This is a genomic window from Micromonospora sp. NPDC049047, assembly GCF_040649135.1.
Lineage (GTDB): Bacteria > Actinomycetota > Actinomycetes > Mycobacteriales > Micromonosporaceae > Micromonospora.
Map to the genome: position 1 here is coordinate 37,261 of NZ_JBEZEY010000027.1, position 13,520 is coordinate 50,780.

Sequence of the window (13,520 nt, forward strand, 5' to 3'; positions counted from 1 at the left end):
TTCCGGAGTGGACGATGCACCGTGCGAATCCTCGTGGTGGGTGGCAGTGGTCTGATCGGCGCTCACGTGGTCGAGGTGCTGCGCGAGCGCGGCCACGCCACCACCACTGTGGCGCGTACCGCCCGGCCGGGGGTGGATCACCTGCTCGATGTCGGGTCCGCCTCGATCGAGCAGCTGCGGCCGATGCTCGCCGGTCACGACGGGGTCGTGTACGCCACCCGCACCGACGAGCAACGGTCGTTGCCCAGACCGATCTATCCGGAGTTCCGCCGCGACAACGTCGAACCGGTGGTACGCCTGTGCACCGCCGCCCGGACCGAGGGCCTCACCCGCGCGGTGGTGATGGGGTCGTACTACACCTACTTCGACCGGTTGCACCCACAGTGGCGGCTCGGCGAGCGGCACACGTACATCAGGTGCCGGATCGAACAGGCCCGGGAGGGACGGGCCGCCGCCGGTGCGGAACTGCCGGTCGCCGTCCTCGAACTGCCCTTCGTCTTCGGCCGGGCCGGTGACCGGTTGCCGAACTGGGCGGGGCCGCTGGACCGGTGGGCCCGCTCCCGTACCCCGCTGGTAGCGCCGACCGGCGGGAGTGCCGCGGCCTCGGCGCGCAGCGTGGCGGAGGTCACGGCGGACGCGTTGGAGCAGGCCAGCGGCGCGGACATCCCGGTCGCCGACGAGAACCTCACCTGGCACGAGATGATCGGGCGCATCGCGGCGGCGGTCGGCCGCCGCCGCCGGGTGGGCCGACTACCGGCCGGTGCGGCACGGGCCGCCCTGCGACTCGGCGGCGCGTTGCAGGGCCTCGGAGGCAAGGAGTCGGGCATCAACCCCACCCACCTCGCCGACCTGCTCCTCGCTGACCTGTTCGTCGAGCCGACAACCGGCCGGTCACTGGACTCCGCGCTACGCGAGACCTTCCCGACGACAGGCGGCGGTGGTGCGGCCGGCGCGGATCGAGCGTAAGAGAATCCTACGCTCAGCCACCTCGGCCATGTATGGATCTTGCTCTTCCGGAGTGTCAGGCTGGCCGGGTGTGCGAGATCAGCGAGACGCGAATCGGCTACCCACGCGGGCAGACCGAAGGATATGGGCGTGTCCTCGCCGTGCTGCCGTACGCGGCGGCCGGTGACCCGAGCCGGGTGGTCGTGACCGACCGCACCCCGTTCCATCCGGTGGACCACACGTGGCCGGATCAGCCCGCCGACCATGGTCTGATCTCGTTCGGATCGACGGCGGTCCCGGTCGTGGACACCCAGATCCTCTCGGTCGAGTCGGCGACCGGTGAGGTGCGGATCGGGCCCGAGGTGTCCGCGCGCCGCGGTGACCCGGACCGGATTCTCGCTGTCGGGCACATCGTGAACACCGTGGACGCCGACATCGCCGGATGGGTCGGGCAGGTCGTTTCGCTCGAGGTCGACGCCGTACGCCGGGCCGCGCTGAGTGCGGCGCACACCGGCTGCCATCTGGTCGCCTTCGCGGTCAACGAGTGCCTCGACGAGTTGTGGACCAAAGACGCTCTCCGTGACTCCAGAGGGAACAGGAACTTCGACGCGGCGGCGCTCCTGGACAGCCGACACCATGTCGATGGGAGCATCGACCGGTACCGGTTGGGAAAGTCCCTCCGAAAGAGGGGGTTCAACCATCCGGCATTCATCGCCGAACTCGACGCGTACGTTCGGCGCGCCAACGACATACTCGCGACCTGGCTGGCGTCCCAGGCGGGCGTGACCGTGACCGGTAGTTCGGACCACTTCACCGCGGACCGGCTCTGGCGGTGCGACATCTCTCCACCCGCTGTCATGCCCTGCGGTGGTACGCACGTGTCCGACCTCGGGCAGATCGCCGCGATCGATATCAGTGCCCAGTTCGACGACGAGACCAACGTGCTCACCCTCGCGGCCTCGACGGTCGTGAACGCGCATCCGCGCGGCTCGACCGCCCTCGCCCCGGGCTAGGTGCCGAGGTACGTGAGCATGGCAAGCACCCGGTGGTTCGCCGCGTGGCAACTGCGCAGCCGGGACGCCTGAGCCGGCCACCCTCACGTCGAAGCTGCGATCCGTCGTCGACGCCGTGGCCGGCGGTCCGCGCAGTGCCTAGCTAGCCCTGCGATGCCGGTGGTCGGGCGAGGTACGCGGTCTTGACGTCGGCCGAGAACCCGCAGGCGCGGTAGAAGCCGTGCGTCGCGGGGTTACGCGACCCGGTCATCAGCATCGCCTTGTAGCAGCCCGCGTCCCAGGCGGCCTGGAGCGTGGCGGCCATGATCTCGCGACCCAGCCCGGTGCCGCGCCGCGACTCCTCGACCACGACGTTCTCGATGACGGCGTAGGGCGACGCGGACCGGCTGATGTTGGGGATCAGGTTGAGGTACGTCGTGGCGACGACTACCCCGTCCACATCGAGGACGAAGAGACTCAGCCCTGGTGTGCCGAGGATCTGCGCGAAGGCCGCCTCGTCGGAGCCGTCGTCGAGCACCGGATCGTCCGGGTTCAACTGTCGGTAGAGGCGGATGATCTGCGCGAAGTCGTCAGGTCGAGCCGTCCGGAACATGCCGGGAGCCTAACGACGGCGGCGGACGGGCGCTGTCCTAGCAGCGGTGGCCCGTGCGGCCGCGACGTCGCCGCGTCTGCTGGCTCCCGAGCATGACGCGACCGCTCTCAGCGAAGCTCCTCGGCCAGCCCGACGATGATGCCCTCGGGGCCACGGACGTAGCAGAGCAGAAAGATGTCCTCGTATCGCTGCACCTCACCTACCAGTTCCGCCCCGTGGCGGCGCAGCCGGGCGATCGTGTCCTCGACGTCGTCGACGGCGAACATGATCCGGCGAATGCCGAGGGTGTTCGCCGCCGCGTCCTGCGGGTCGTGGCGGACCGCCTTCGGCGTGTGGAACACGGCCAGCTCGACCTTGCCGTGACCGTCCGGGGTCCGCAGCATCGCGACCTCCTGGCGCACGCCGTCGACGCCGACGACGCGCTCCACCCACCGCCCCTCGACCGGCCCCCTGCCCTCCAACTCCATGCCGAGCTCGACGAAGAACGCGATGACGGCGTCCAGGTCCTCGACCACGATGAGGACGTTGTCCATCCGCTTGATCGCCATGCTGGTTCCCCCTGTTCCGGGTGCGGTCGCGGTGGCCGCGATCCCTTCGAGACATGCGTACCCTGTGGCCCTGCCGGTGACTGACGCTACGAGGTGACGATGCGCGAGAGACCTCATCCGCCGGATTGGACGGTCCCGCGGGCTTCCCCTGCCCACGACGCTTGTCACCCTGCTGGCCCAGGGCCGGTGGTCGCCGACCCGAGGGTGGTAGCCAGTGACTTCTGGACCGACCCCCGCCAATGCTCCTGGCGGCTGGTGACGCCCACCTTCACGCGACTCCTCGCGATGTTCGGCCTCACCTGGCCGGCACCCATCGGTCCTGGTCCTGTGGCAGGGTGTGGCGGTGCATCACGTTGATCTTCGCGCCGCCACGCCGAGCGACCTCGCGTTCCTCACCGACATGCTGGTGGAGGCCATCAACTGGCTGCCGGAACGGAACTGGTCGCGCGAGCGCATCCTGGCCGACCCCGCGCTGGCCCACTATGTCACCGGGTGGATGCGGCCGGACGACATCGGGGTGGTCGCGGTGGAGCCGGCCGGGCAACCGGTCGGCGCGGCCTGGCTGCGGCACCTGACGGCCGCTGACCCAGGTTACGGGTACGTGAGCGACGACGTGCCGGAGCTGACCATCGGCGTGGTGCAGTCGTGGCGCGGCCGGGGTGTGGGCCGGACGCTGTTGCGCGCCACCCTGGACGCCGCCCGCGCCGAAGGCATCCGGCGGGTGTCGCTGAGTGTGGAGCGGGCGAACTTCGCCGCCGGGCTCTACGCCGCCGAAGGGTTCCGCACCGTCGAGTCGTTCGAGAACGCGGACACGATGGTCGCCGAAATCCGGGCCTGACCCGCGCCGCGTCTCTGCCGTACCGGCACGTGCCCGAGGAGGTGGGCCGCCGCGGGCCGCCTCAGGCGTGAGCGTTGAGGAAGTCGGTGATGAGGGTGGCGAGCTCCTGAGGGCGTTCGGCGACCATCGCGTGGCTGGCGCCGGCGAGCTGCCGCACCCGTAGGGACGGGTTGTCCACAGTGGCGAGCCGTTCGGCGGTGACCGTGCGATACGCCTCGTACAGGTCGCGGAACGGCTGTTGTTCGGGCAGGTCCTCGGTGGCGAGAACGAGCAACAGCGGGCAGCGGACGTCGCGGTAGGCGGGCATCAGGTCAAGGGAGTCCATGGCATCGCGGAGCTGCCGGGTGAGGGCCGGACCGGGCCGCAGCCGGCTGCGGCCGTCGTCGCCGGGCACCAGGTTGCGTGCGAAGGCAGCCACCCAGTCGTCGGGTGCGGCGCCGTAGCGCTGGGCCATGGCTCGCTGACCCGCAAGCATGGCGGCCACCTGCTCGGCGGTCAGCGGTTCGGCAAGCATCGCGGCCATCCCGTCGAAGACGGCCCGCAGCTTGGCCAGCTCGGTCTCGGCCTGCTCCGGATCCAGCCCGGCGACCTGGTCCGGACGGTTCAACGGCGGATTGCCGTCGAGGCTGACGGCACCGGGGCACTCCGGGTGACGCTGCGCCCAGAGGGTGGCGAGCATGCCGCCGAGGGAGACGCCGACCACCGCTGGGGTGGTGAGGCCGAGGTGGTCGGTGACGGCGGCCAGGTCGGCCAGTACGTCGTCCCAGCGCCACCGGCCGTCTCCGGACCGGCCGTGACCGCGCAGGTCGACGGTGACCACCCGGCGGGTCGGGCGCAGGTGCTCGGCGAGGGTGGTCATCTGGGCGAGGTTGCCACCGGCGCCGTGCAGGAGCAGCAGCGGTTGTCCGGGTCCGCCGAAGTCGCGGATCGCGATGGGCACGGCCCCGGAGTCGATGATGGTCTCAGCCACGTCGGGTTCCTTCCTTGAGCAGTCGGTCGCGTACGGAGGCGGAGCGCACGCCGCCTTCGGGATGGCGGGCGAGCTTGTCGCGGGAGACCAGGTCGTGGACGCCCTGGCGGGTGATGCCGAGCATGGCGCCGGCCACCGCGTACGACACGGATTCGGCAGTCGGGTGGCCGACCCGTCGCGCGACGGTCTGGCCGAGCGGGCTGCGCCACCAGTCGAGGGGTGGGTCGAACGGTCCGTCCTCCGGGTAGAGGGTGGAGATCGCGCGCATGACCACGCCGACGGCGGCCCGGTCGTCGCCGCCGACGAGTGTGGTGGCCCAGGATCGGGCCCGCTCCCGGACGACGGCGCGTAGCGGGTCGATGGCGTCGTGGCCGTCGAGAAGGATTTCGAGCGGGTCCAGCAGACGGATATCGATCAACCGGATGAGCTGCTCGGTCAGTTCCTGGTGAGTTGGCGACATGCCGGCCCTTTCGCTACTTGACGCCTATCGTCAAGTACTTGACGGCGAGTGTCAAGCCCGGTCGGCCGGCACGCCGCCCGGCGGTGCCGCCGTCTTCCACCGAAACTGGTGGTCGGGCTCGTCGCGATACTCCAGAACGCCCGCCCGCACCAACGCGTGCAGCATGTCGAAGAGCGCCGCACCGACCGGGTCGTCCGACCAGAACACCCACTTGACCTGCAAGAACGTGCGATCCGTAAACAGGCCCACAGCCCTGCCCAACTCGTACTGGGCGCCGTCCACGTCGGTCCACCCAGCGAGAGCGTCAGCCAGACCCATGGCCACAGATCCTCGCACGCGAACAGGGCCAACCTCAGCAGCGGCGACAGCTACGGATAACGACTGTGACAGCGCCGACCGGTACGGCAGGATCCTCGTCCGTGACGCTCGTCCTGCCACCGCGACTGACCGCATCGGCCCAGCGGTTGCGCGACACCGCCCATCGACGCGGGCTGGCCACCGTGCAGCTGCCCACCTTCACGGTGCCCACCGGCATGCGAGCCGACCACCTGCACGCCGGGCCGACCTTCGCCGACGCCGTCGCCCCGCTGCTCGGGATCGCCCCGCTGGAGGCCCCACCCGGCTGGCTCGCCGGGCTGCCCCGGGACGTCACGCGCCGGGACATCACAGTTGTCACGATCGACGACGCCTACGAACTCCGTCGACCCGCATTCATCAAGTCACCCAACGACAAGACCATCCGGGCCATGATCTACACCGACGGTTCCCGCCTGCCAGGACCCGACGCCGTCGACCGACAAACTCCCGTCCTCGTCAGCGACATCGTCGACTTCACCACCGAGTACCGGCTGCACCTGCTCGACGGCGCCGTCCACGCCGCAAGCCAGTACGCCGAGCACGGCCGGCTGCGCCTCGGCCCGGCACCTGCCGACGCGCTCGCCTTCGGCGCGGACCTGGCGGCCGGATTCGGTCACACACTTCCCACCGCCATCGTGGTCGACGTGGGGACCATCGACGGCGGCTGGGCCGTCATCGAGCCGAACGCGGCCTGGGCCAGCGGAGCCTACGAGGCCGATCCCGACCTGGTGCTCGACGTCGTCCTGCGCGCCGCCGGCCCGAGGGCCACAGTCAGTGACCACGATCGCCGGTTCATCCGGCCAGCGCAGCCCACTGCCTAGACCGTCGTCTCATCCTGCCCCTGACCGGCGACGGGCGGCCCGCGATGCCCCGAGGCCGCATTCGGGAGCCACGGTCGACGACGGTGTGGTGACTCGTCGGGCAAACCGGGGCCGTCCGCCGCTGACCGCTGGTCCTGCTGCTCGGCCTTCAGTCGCTTGTGATGGCCATCGAGCAGGTCAACCGCTTCCCGCAAGCCGCACCCGCGCTGCTCACGGATCAGGACAAGCGCTTGGATGTTCCGGCCGGCCCGAACCAGCTCATCAAGATCCTGGTTATCCACTCGATCAGGATCCCCTACCGACCCGCCGGCTGAGCCGGACGCCCTCGGGTACGGGTGACAGCACCTGAGGGCGTTACCTGGCGTGGTATTGGTCAACGGTGAGGGCGTAGTCGATCAAAGCTGACGGCTCTGCTCCCTCACCTCTGCCGCGCAACTGAGCAACGACCTAGCCAGCGCCTCCGCCCGGTCCGCCGACAACCACAACGAGCCGTGTGGCACGTCGTCATCGGGACCGGCCAGCCCTTGCGTCAGAGTCTCCGCTGGCACTTCGACGTCAAGCCGAACGAAATGATGCCCCCTGCTGTAGTCGACGAAGGCATCGAGGTACCGGTCATCATCAAAGGTCACCGCCGCATGCTGCCACGACAGCGAGGCTCACCTCACCCCTCAGCCTCGCCGCTTCGTGCCGAACGCAGCTACGCTGCGTCGTCTGCTGTCATCGGTTGTCGTCCGGTGCCCTTGGGCTCGACCACGACCTCGCCTGCCACAGTGATGTGTCGTCCACAGGTGGCAGTGCACCTGCGCCCGTCACTTGGCGTTGTATTGATCGAAGGTGAGAGCGTAGACGATCAACACGGACAAGATGCCGCCTGAGCTGCCCGCTCATTGGTGATCGGTGGTCAACGTTCCCTTGCTCCCGGTCCGCCTGTGACGGCCCGCAAACGGCATGATCTTGGGGCTCCTCGGGCTCGCGACCCTCGCTTGTGTAAGTTCTGTGCGGCAGGTCCGTCCTTGTCCGGCGGCGGTCGTCAGCTCGGATTGCCCGTCCGTCTCCGCACCTGCGGGCGCGCTACCGTCCGGTGGGGATGCTGTCAGCATTGCTGTCGACAGCTTTCCGCCGGCGGCTCTACCTCCCGGCTGTTGCGAGCGGTTGGGACCATGGCGCCATGACGCCAGGCCCACCAGCTACCCAGGCCGAGGATCAGGTATCCGAAGAGGTCCTCATGGCGGCCTACGCCGTGGTCGGCGCCCGCCGCACATCCCTCGACACGATGATGTGGCAAGTCCCCGCGTTGGCTACCGCGGCCCAGGCCTTCCTCCTCACGATTGCCCTACAGGCGGGCGGCTCAACCCCTGCTCAAGCGGTCTCGGCCGTCCTGGGCGCTATTCTCGCCCTGCTGTCGGCACAACTGATGGCCAAGCACCGCCACCTTGAAATGAGCGACAGCCGGCTAGCGGAGCGGATCGAGCGACAACTGGGCCTTGCGCAAGGCCTTGAAGTCCCTCCCCACGCCGCAGGCCGTCTCCGCCTCGGCGACCACCAGCCTTGGTGGATTCGGCTGTCGTCCTACCGCCTCTGGCTCTTCGGCGTGGCGTCGTTCGGCGTCGCCGACTTGGTCATAGCCCTCGACGCGATCGCAGGCCTGGGCATCTTTCACTGAGCCACCACCTTGACCTATGGACTGTCGGCCAGGCAGTTGCTGAGGGCCGGGTACGCAGGCCGCGAGCCGCAGCCGGTCAGCGGAGGGCTGTACCGGCGCCATGGGTCGCTCTACTTCGGCGCGGTTCGGCGAGCAGGGCGACACCGCCGGCCCTGGCGGAACAGCGACTTGGTCTTCACCATCCGCCTCGGTACGCCGATCGAGCCGAGGAACTTCCACCGGGAGTTCAAGACCCGCTGCCGCAAGACCGGCGTTCGGGAGACCTCCGTGCACACCCGGCGCACCTGCGCCACCCTGCTGGCGGCCCTCGACGTTCAGCCCCGGGTCATGATGCGGACCCAGCGGCACAGCCAGATCGCGGTGACCATGAACATCCACGCGACCGTTTGAAGCCGTGCTGTCGCAGCACCAGCCCCACCTGCTTGGCGATCATGTGCAGGTCTGCCTGCCGTACCGGACGCTCCAGGTAGAAGATCGTATTGGCGAGTACGACAAGGAGATCGAGCCACGGGAGGTTGCTGCACTTCACTGCTGCACTCCTCATCCGCGTGTAGCGCTGCTCAGCCGACCCCGAAAGGTGGCAGCGAGCTTGGCGATCGTGGTCGGGTCGCGGGCAACCTCGGCAAGGATGTCCCGGGCGACAGGCCGGTGCGTGATCTCGGCCGGTGCGGTGCGCTCGGCCTGCACCAGCAACCGAGCCACCCACATGAAGTCTCTCCATGACCTCAGACCATGCGGAACGGACGGCGGCTTTTCTGGCCTCGCACCAGCCCGCGGGATTGATCACTGCCACACGACCGTCCTGCCCGCCCTCTCCACCCGACCACTTGACCCCCGGGCAACCAACGCGGGGCGCTCACCTGCGCCTTCAAAGCCACTGAGCTGCCAGAACAGTCCCCAGCGTCCGGGACAGTCCGCGGGCGTTCGTCCCGATCGTCACCCAGGTAGTCACCCAACTGTGCTGGGAGAGTGCGAGCGGACCGGAGGGGATTCGAACCCCCGGTGGGGCATGGCACGCCAGCGGCCCCACACGCCTTCGAGCCGCCGCGCGTGCACGGCACCCGGCATCTCAGCGCTGCAATAACCCGGCTCTGCCACCGGTCCGCCGACAGTCTGCCCTCGACACTGTCAGCTTGGGAATCGTGTTGATCGATACTTTCTGTAGCGGCCCTCTCGGCGGGGAGCTAGGCAGCGCAGAGCACGAGCGTCCTCGATGTGATGCCGCTACCGTTCGACGATCCATCCAAGCTCCGCCAGGCGGCCGATCAAGCGGTCAAGATCGAGCGTCCGAAACATCCACAGCTCATCGCGATCAGCAGCCTCGAACTCCAACCCGACTTTTCGCCATCGTCGGATTGCGATCAAATTGTCGGCGGTGACCACCAGAACTCCGGCCCAGATCTCCCGTAGCGCGGGAGTCCCGCTCAGCCCGCAGCCTCGCCATCGGCCAGCCAGAGTCGGCGCGAACGCCGCCCCCCACCTTCGGAACGACCCGGATACCACCACGTATCGAGAACCCGCCTGCGCCCAACTCCGGCCCTCCGTGTTCTCTACCTGGCCACCGCTGACGGGCCTGCCGCTCGGTCGCTCGAAGTTCAACCCGGAGTCTGGAAGCCTGCGATCCGGGCCGCCGACATCCCCGACGACCGTCGCAACGCCATGCACGTCCTGCGGGAGACGGCATGATCACGGCTCAGCGGCCTTCGGGACGACCTCGGGTGCAGGTCAGTGCACCTGCGCCCGTCACTTGGCGTTGAAGTAACTGGCCTCCGGGTGGTGGACCACTATCGCGTCGGTGGCCTGCTCCGGCATCAACTGGAACTCCTCGGACAACTCCACGCCGATCCGCTCCGACCCGAGCAGGTCCACGATCTTCGCCCGGTCCTCCAGGTCCGGGCAGGCCGGGTAGCCGAACGCGTACCGGCAGCCCCGGTAGTCGTTGCGCAGAATGCCGGCCAGGTCCACAGGGTCGTCGATGCTCAACGGGCGGCCGTCGGGCAGGGTCAGCTCGGCGCGGATGCGCCGGTGCCAGTACTCGGCGAGCGCCTCGGTGAGCTGCACGGACAGCCCGTGCACCTCCAGGTAGTCGCGGTACTCGTTGCGGGCGAACAGCTTCGCCGCGTACTCGCTGACGGGTTGCCCGACGGTGACCAGTTGCAGCGCGACCACGTCGAGCTGGTCGCCCTTGGGCCTGAAGAAGTCCGCCAGGCAGAGCCGCCGCTCCTGGCGCTGGCGGGGGAAGGAGAACCGGGCGCGCTCCGCGTGCCCGTTCTCGTCGAGCACCACCAGGTCATTGCCTTCGGAGTACGCGGGGAAGTAGCCGTACACCACGGCTGCCTCAAGGACCTGGTCGGCGATCAGCCGGTCCAACCAGTACCGCAGCCGCGGCCGACCTTCGGTCTCCACAAGCTCGTCGTAGGACGGTCCGTTGCCGCCCCGGGCGCCGTTGAGCCCCCACTGCCCGCGGAACGTGGCCCGCTCGTCGAGCAACGCCGCGTACTCGGCCATCGGCACGCCCTTGACCACCCGGGTGCCGAAGAACGGCGGAGTGGGCACCTCCACGTCGACTGCCACATTGGAGCGGGTCGAGGAGTCGTGCAGCTCCGGCAGCGACTCGGTGACCATCGTCCGCTGCCGCTCCCGACGGGCCCGCCGCTCCGCGAGGGCAGCCTCCCGCTCCGGGTCGATCACCGGCGCGCCACCCCGCTTGGCGGTCATCACCTTGTCCATCAGGGACAGCCCCTCGAACGCGTCCCGCGCGTAGTGCACCTGGCCCGGGAACATCGACCGCAGGTCGTCCTCGACGTACGCGCGGGTGAGCGCCGCCCCGCCCAGCAGGACCGGCCAGCGCTCCGCGACCCCGCGGGTGGCCATCTCGGCCAGGTTTTCCTTCATGATGACTGTGCTCTTGACCAGCAGCCCGGACATGCCGATCGCGTCGGCGCGGTGCTGCTCGGCGGCGTCCAGGATGGCGTTGATCGGCTGCTTGATGCCGATGTTCACCACCTCGTAGCCGTTGTTGGACAGGATGATGTCGACAAGGTTCTTGCCGATGTCGTGCACGTCACCGCGCACCGTGGCGAGCACGATGCGACCCTTGCCGCCGTCCTCGGTGGTCTCCATGTGCGGCTCCAGGTACGCCACAGCGGTCTTCATCACCTCGGCGGACTGGAGCACGAACGGCAACTGCATCTGGCCGGAGCCGAACAGCTCACCGACCACCTTCATGCCGTCCAGCAGGATGTCGTTGATGATCGACAGCGGGGACCGGCCGCCGGCCATCGCCTCGTCCAGGTCGGCCTCCAGGCCGTTGCGCTCGCCGTCGATGATGCGCCGCTTGAGCCGCTCGTCAAGCGGCAGCGCGGCCAACTCCTGGGCGCGGCTGGCCCGGGCGCTCGTCACGTCGACGCCCTCGAACAGCTCCAGGAAGCGCTGCACCGGGTCGTACCCCTCGCGGCGCCGGTCGTAGACCAGGTCCAGGGCGACCTCGCGCTGCTCGTCGGGGATCTTCGACATCGGCAGGATCTTGCTGGCGTGCACGATGGCCGAGGTCAGGCCGGCCTGCACACACTCGTGCAGGAACACCGAGTTGAGCACCTGGCGGGCCGCCGGGTTGAGCCCGAACGAGATGTTCGAGATGCCCAGTGTGAAGTTGACCCCCGGGTAGCGGGTGGAGATCTCCCGGATCGCCTCGATCGTCTCGATGCCGTCGCGGCGGGTCTCCTCCTGACCGGTGGCGATCGGGAACGTCAACGCGTCGATCAGGATGTCCGCGCGGTCCATCCCCCACCGGCCGGTCAGGTCGTCGATCAGCCGCGCCGCGACCCGCACCTTCCACTCCTGGGTACGTGCCTGCCCCTCCTCGTCGATGAGCAGCGCCACCACCGCAGCGCCGTGCTCACGGACGATCGGCATCACCCGCGCGTACCGGGAGTCGGGGCCGTCACCGTCCTCGAAGTTCACCGAGTTGACCACGCACCGCCCACCGAGCATCTCCAGCCCCGCCTCGACCACGGCCGGCTCGGTGGAGTCCAGCATGATCGGCAGCGTCGACGCGGTGGCGAACCGCCCGGCCAGCTCCCGCATGTCCTGCGTGCCGTCGCGGCCGACGTAGTCGACGCACAGGTCGAGCAGGTGCGAGCCGTCGCGGGCCTGACTGCGGGCGATCTCCACGCAGGCCCGCCAGTCGCCGGCGAGCATCGCCTCCCGGAACGCCTTGGAGCCGTTGGCGTTGGTGCGCTCCCCCACCATCAGCACCGACGCGTCCTGGGCGAACGGCACCGGGTGGTAGACCGACGAGACACCCGCCTCGTGCCGGGGCTCGCGGGCCGGGGCGGTGACGCCGTGCAGCCGCTCGGCCAGCACCTGGATGTGCTCCGGGGTGGTGCCGCAGCAGCCCCCGACAAGCCCCACGCCGTACTCGGTGATGAACCGCTCCAGGGCCTCGGCCAGCTCCACGGGAGTCAGCGGGAAATGCGCCCCGTCGGCGGTCAGCACCGGCAGGCCGGCGTTCGGCATCACCGACAGCGGGATGCGGGAGTGCTGCGACAGATACCGCAGGTGCTCGCTCATCTCGGCCGGACCGGTCGAGCAGTTGAGCCCGATCAGGTCCACGCCCAGCGGCTCGATCGCCGCCAGGGCCGCACCGATCTCGCTGCCGACCAGCATGGTGCCGGTGGTCTCCACGGCCACGTGACAGATGATCGGCACCGACCGGCCCAGCTCGGCCATCGCCCGCTTCGACCCGACCACCGCCGCCTTGACCTGGAGCAGGTCCTGGCACGTCTCGATGATCAACGCGTCCGCGCCACCGACGATCAGACCCGCGGCGTTCTCCTGGTACGCGTCGCGCAGCGTCGAGTAGGGGGCGTGCCCGAGGGTGGGCAGCTTGGTGCCCGGCCCGATCGAGCCGAGCACGAACCGGGGCCGCTGCGGGGTGCTGGCCGCGTCGGCGGCCTCCCGGGCGATCCGGGCGCCCGCCTCGGACAACTCCCGGATGCGGTGCGGGATGTCGTACTCGGCGAGGTTGGCGAGGTTGGCGCCGAAGGTGTTCGTCTCCACGCAGTCCGCGCCGGCGGCCAGGTAGGCGTCGTGCACCCCGCGCACCACGTCGGGACGGGTGACGTTGAGGATCTCGTTGCACCCTTCGAGGCCGTCGAAGTCCTCGAGTGTGAGGTCCGCGGCCTGCAGCATCGTGCCCATCGCCCCGTCGGCGATGAGAATCCGGCCAGCCAGCGCATCCAGCAACGAAGTCCGCACGCGTCCAGGTTAGTGCGGCAGCCGTCCTGCTCACCCACCCTCGGCACCTGATCC

Annotated in this window: 16 protein-coding genes and 1 tRNA gene; 7 read left to right on the forward strand and 10 right to left on the reverse strand. The window is 69.4% G+C overall.

Annotated features, from left to right (window positions below; genetic code table 11):
• Positions 1-21: 21 nt before the first annotated feature.
• Together AB0B86_RS29435 and AB0B86_RS29440 are read left to right on the forward strand one after the other, a co-directional pair.
• On the forward strand, positions 22-966 hold the full coding sequence (locus AB0B86_RS29435; protein WP_357406360.1) for an NAD(P)-dependent oxidoreductase: 945 nt from the start codon (positions 22-24) through the stop codon (positions 964-966).
• Positions 967-1,034: 68 nt separating this feature from the next.
• Positions 1,035-1,958 (forward strand): hypothetical protein, encoded by a 924-nt coding sequence (locus tag AB0B86_RS29440; protein ID WP_357406358.1) that lies wholly within the window; start codon positions 1,035-1,037, stop codon positions 1,956-1,958.
• A 142-nt stretch (positions 1,959-2,100) separates the two neighbouring features.
• Here the strand turns inward: AB0B86_RS29440 and AB0B86_RS29445 are convergent, their stop codons facing one another.
• Together AB0B86_RS29445 and AB0B86_RS29450 are read right to left on the reverse strand one after the other, a co-directional pair.
• Positions 2,101-2,550 (reverse strand): GNAT family N-acetyltransferase, encoded by a 450-nt coding sequence (locus AB0B86_RS29445; protein WP_357406356.1) that lies wholly within the window; start codon positions 2,548-2,550, stop codon positions 2,101-2,103.
• Between the two features lie 107 nt (positions 2,551-2,657).
• Positions 2,658-3,098, reverse strand: coding sequence for a VOC family protein (locus AB0B86_RS29450; RefSeq protein WP_357406354.1), 441 nt, complete (start codon positions 3,096-3,098; stop codon positions 2,658-2,660).
• Positions 3,099-3,441: 343 nt separating this feature from the next.
• Between AB0B86_RS29450 and AB0B86_RS29455 the strand changes: the two genes are divergently transcribed.
• Positions 3,442-3,936: a GNAT family N-acetyltransferase gene (locus tag AB0B86_RS29455; protein WP_357406352.1), complete on the forward strand. Its 495-nt coding sequence runs from the start codon at positions 3,442-3,444 to the stop codon at positions 3,934-3,936.
• Positions 3,937-3,997: 61 nt separating this feature from the next.
• On the opposite strand, the gene AB0B86_RS29460 is transcribed toward AB0B86_RS29455, so the two are convergent.
• The 3 genes from AB0B86_RS29460 to AB0B86_RS29470 are packed head-to-tail and all read right to left on the reverse strand — an operon-like array spanning position 3,998 to position 5,684.
• Complete coding sequence (locus AB0B86_RS29460; protein ID WP_357406350.1) at positions 3,998-4,906, reverse strand: alpha/beta hydrolase; 909 nt, start codon at positions 4,904-4,906, stop codon at positions 3,998-4,000.
• Complete coding sequence (locus AB0B86_RS29465; protein WP_357406349.1) at positions 4,899-5,366, reverse strand: hypothetical protein; 468 nt, start codon at positions 5,364-5,366, stop codon at positions 4,899-4,901. The genes AB0B86_RS29460 and AB0B86_RS29465 overlap by 8 nt, the downstream gene beginning before the upstream one ends.
• Positions 5,367-5,417: 51 nt before the next feature.
• Positions 5,418-5,684: a hypothetical protein gene (locus AB0B86_RS29470; RefSeq protein WP_357406347.1), complete on the reverse strand. Its 267-nt coding sequence runs from the start codon at positions 5,682-5,684 to the stop codon at positions 5,418-5,420.
• A 101-nt stretch (positions 5,685-5,785) separates the two neighbouring features.
• Between AB0B86_RS29470 and AB0B86_RS29475 the strand changes: the two genes are divergently transcribed.
• Together AB0B86_RS29475 and AB0B86_RS29480 are read left to right on the forward strand one after the other, a co-directional pair.
• Positions 5,786-6,544 (forward strand): ATP-grasp domain-containing protein, encoded by a 759-nt coding sequence (locus tag AB0B86_RS29475; protein ID WP_357406345.1) that lies wholly within the window; start codon positions 5,786-5,788, stop codon positions 6,542-6,544.
• A gap of 161 nt (positions 6,545-6,705) precedes the next feature.
• Entirely contained in the window at positions 6,706-6,858 is a 153-nt protein-coding gene (locus AB0B86_RS29480) for a hypothetical protein (protein WP_357406343.1), read from the forward strand.
• Between the two features lie 81 nt (positions 6,859-6,939).
• Here the strand turns inward: AB0B86_RS29480 and AB0B86_RS29485 are convergent, their stop codons facing one another.
• Positions 6,940-7,173, reverse strand: a complete 234-nt coding sequence (locus tag AB0B86_RS29485) for a hypothetical protein (protein WP_357406341.1) — start codon at positions 7,171-7,173, stop codon at positions 6,940-6,942.
• Positions 7,174-7,631: 458 nt separating this feature from the next.
• Between AB0B86_RS29485 and AB0B86_RS29490 the strand changes: the two genes are divergently transcribed.
• Together AB0B86_RS29490 and AB0B86_RS29495 are read left to right on the forward strand one after the other, a co-directional pair.
• Positions 7,632-8,207 (forward strand): hypothetical protein, encoded by a 576-nt coding sequence (locus AB0B86_RS29490; protein WP_357406339.1) that lies wholly within the window; start codon positions 7,632-7,634, stop codon positions 8,205-8,207.
• Between the two features lie 168 nt (positions 8,208-8,375).
• Complete coding sequence (locus AB0B86_RS29495; RefSeq protein ID WP_357406338.1) at positions 8,376-8,597, forward strand: hypothetical protein; 222 nt, start codon at positions 8,376-8,378, stop codon at positions 8,595-8,597.
• Positions 8,598-8,747: 150 nt separating this feature from the next.
• Here the strand turns inward: AB0B86_RS29495 and AB0B86_RS29500 are convergent, their stop codons facing one another.
• From AB0B86_RS29500 to metH, 4 genes are all read right to left on the reverse strand, one after another.
• Positions 8,748-8,915: a hypothetical protein gene (locus tag AB0B86_RS29500; RefSeq protein ID WP_357406336.1), complete on the reverse strand. Its 168-nt coding sequence runs from the start codon at positions 8,913-8,915 to the stop codon at positions 8,748-8,750.
• A 268-nt stretch (positions 8,916-9,183) separates the two neighbouring features.
• Positions 9,184-9,311: transfer RNA gene (locus AB0B86_RS29505), tRNA-OTHER, on the reverse strand.
• Positions 9,312-9,431: 120 nt separating this feature from the next.
• On the reverse strand, positions 9,432-9,590 hold the full coding sequence (locus AB0B86_RS29510; RefSeq protein WP_357406334.1) for a hypothetical protein: 159 nt from the start codon (positions 9,588-9,590) through the stop codon (positions 9,432-9,434).
• Positions 9,591-9,950: 360 nt separating this feature from the next.
• Positions 9,951-13,466 carry a methionine synthase gene (gene metH / locus AB0B86_RS29515; RefSeq protein ID WP_357406332.1) on the reverse strand — a complete coding sequence of 1,172 codons (3,516 nt, stop codon included), beginning with the start codon at positions 13,464-13,466 and terminating at the stop codon, positions 9,951-9,953.
• Between the last annotated feature and the right edge of the window lie 54 nt (positions 13,467-13,520).

Bases quoted from the DNA above. Each gene is read 5' to 3' on its own strand.
- AB0B86_RS29445 (WP_357406356.1), bottom strand. From the start codon at position 2,550: ATGTTCCGGACGGCTCGACCTGACGACTTCGCGCAGATCATCCGCCTC.
- AB0B86_RS29500 (WP_357406336.1), bottom strand. From the start codon at position 8,915: ATGTGGGTGGCTCGGTTGCTGGTGCAGGCCGAGCGCACCGCACCGGCC.
- AB0B86_RS29450 (WP_357406354.1), bottom strand. From the start codon at position 3,098: ATGGCGATCAAGCGGATGGACAACGTCCTCATCGTGGTCGAGGACCTG.
- AB0B86_RS29465 (WP_357406349.1), bottom strand. From the start codon at position 5,366: ATGTCGCCAACTCACCAGGAACTGACCGAGCAGCTCATCCGGTTGATC.
- AB0B86_RS29480 (WP_357406343.1), top strand. From the start codon at position 6,706: ATGGCCATCGAGCAGGTCAACCGCTTCCCGCAAGCCGCACCCGCGCTG.
- AB0B86_RS29490 (WP_357406339.1), top strand. From the start codon at position 7,632: ATGCTGTCAGCATTGCTGTCGACAGCTTTCCGCCGGCGGCTCTACCTC.
- AB0B86_RS29470 (WP_357406347.1), bottom strand. From the start codon at position 5,684: ATGGGTCTGGCTGACGCTCTCGCTGGGTGGACCGACGTGGACGGCGCC.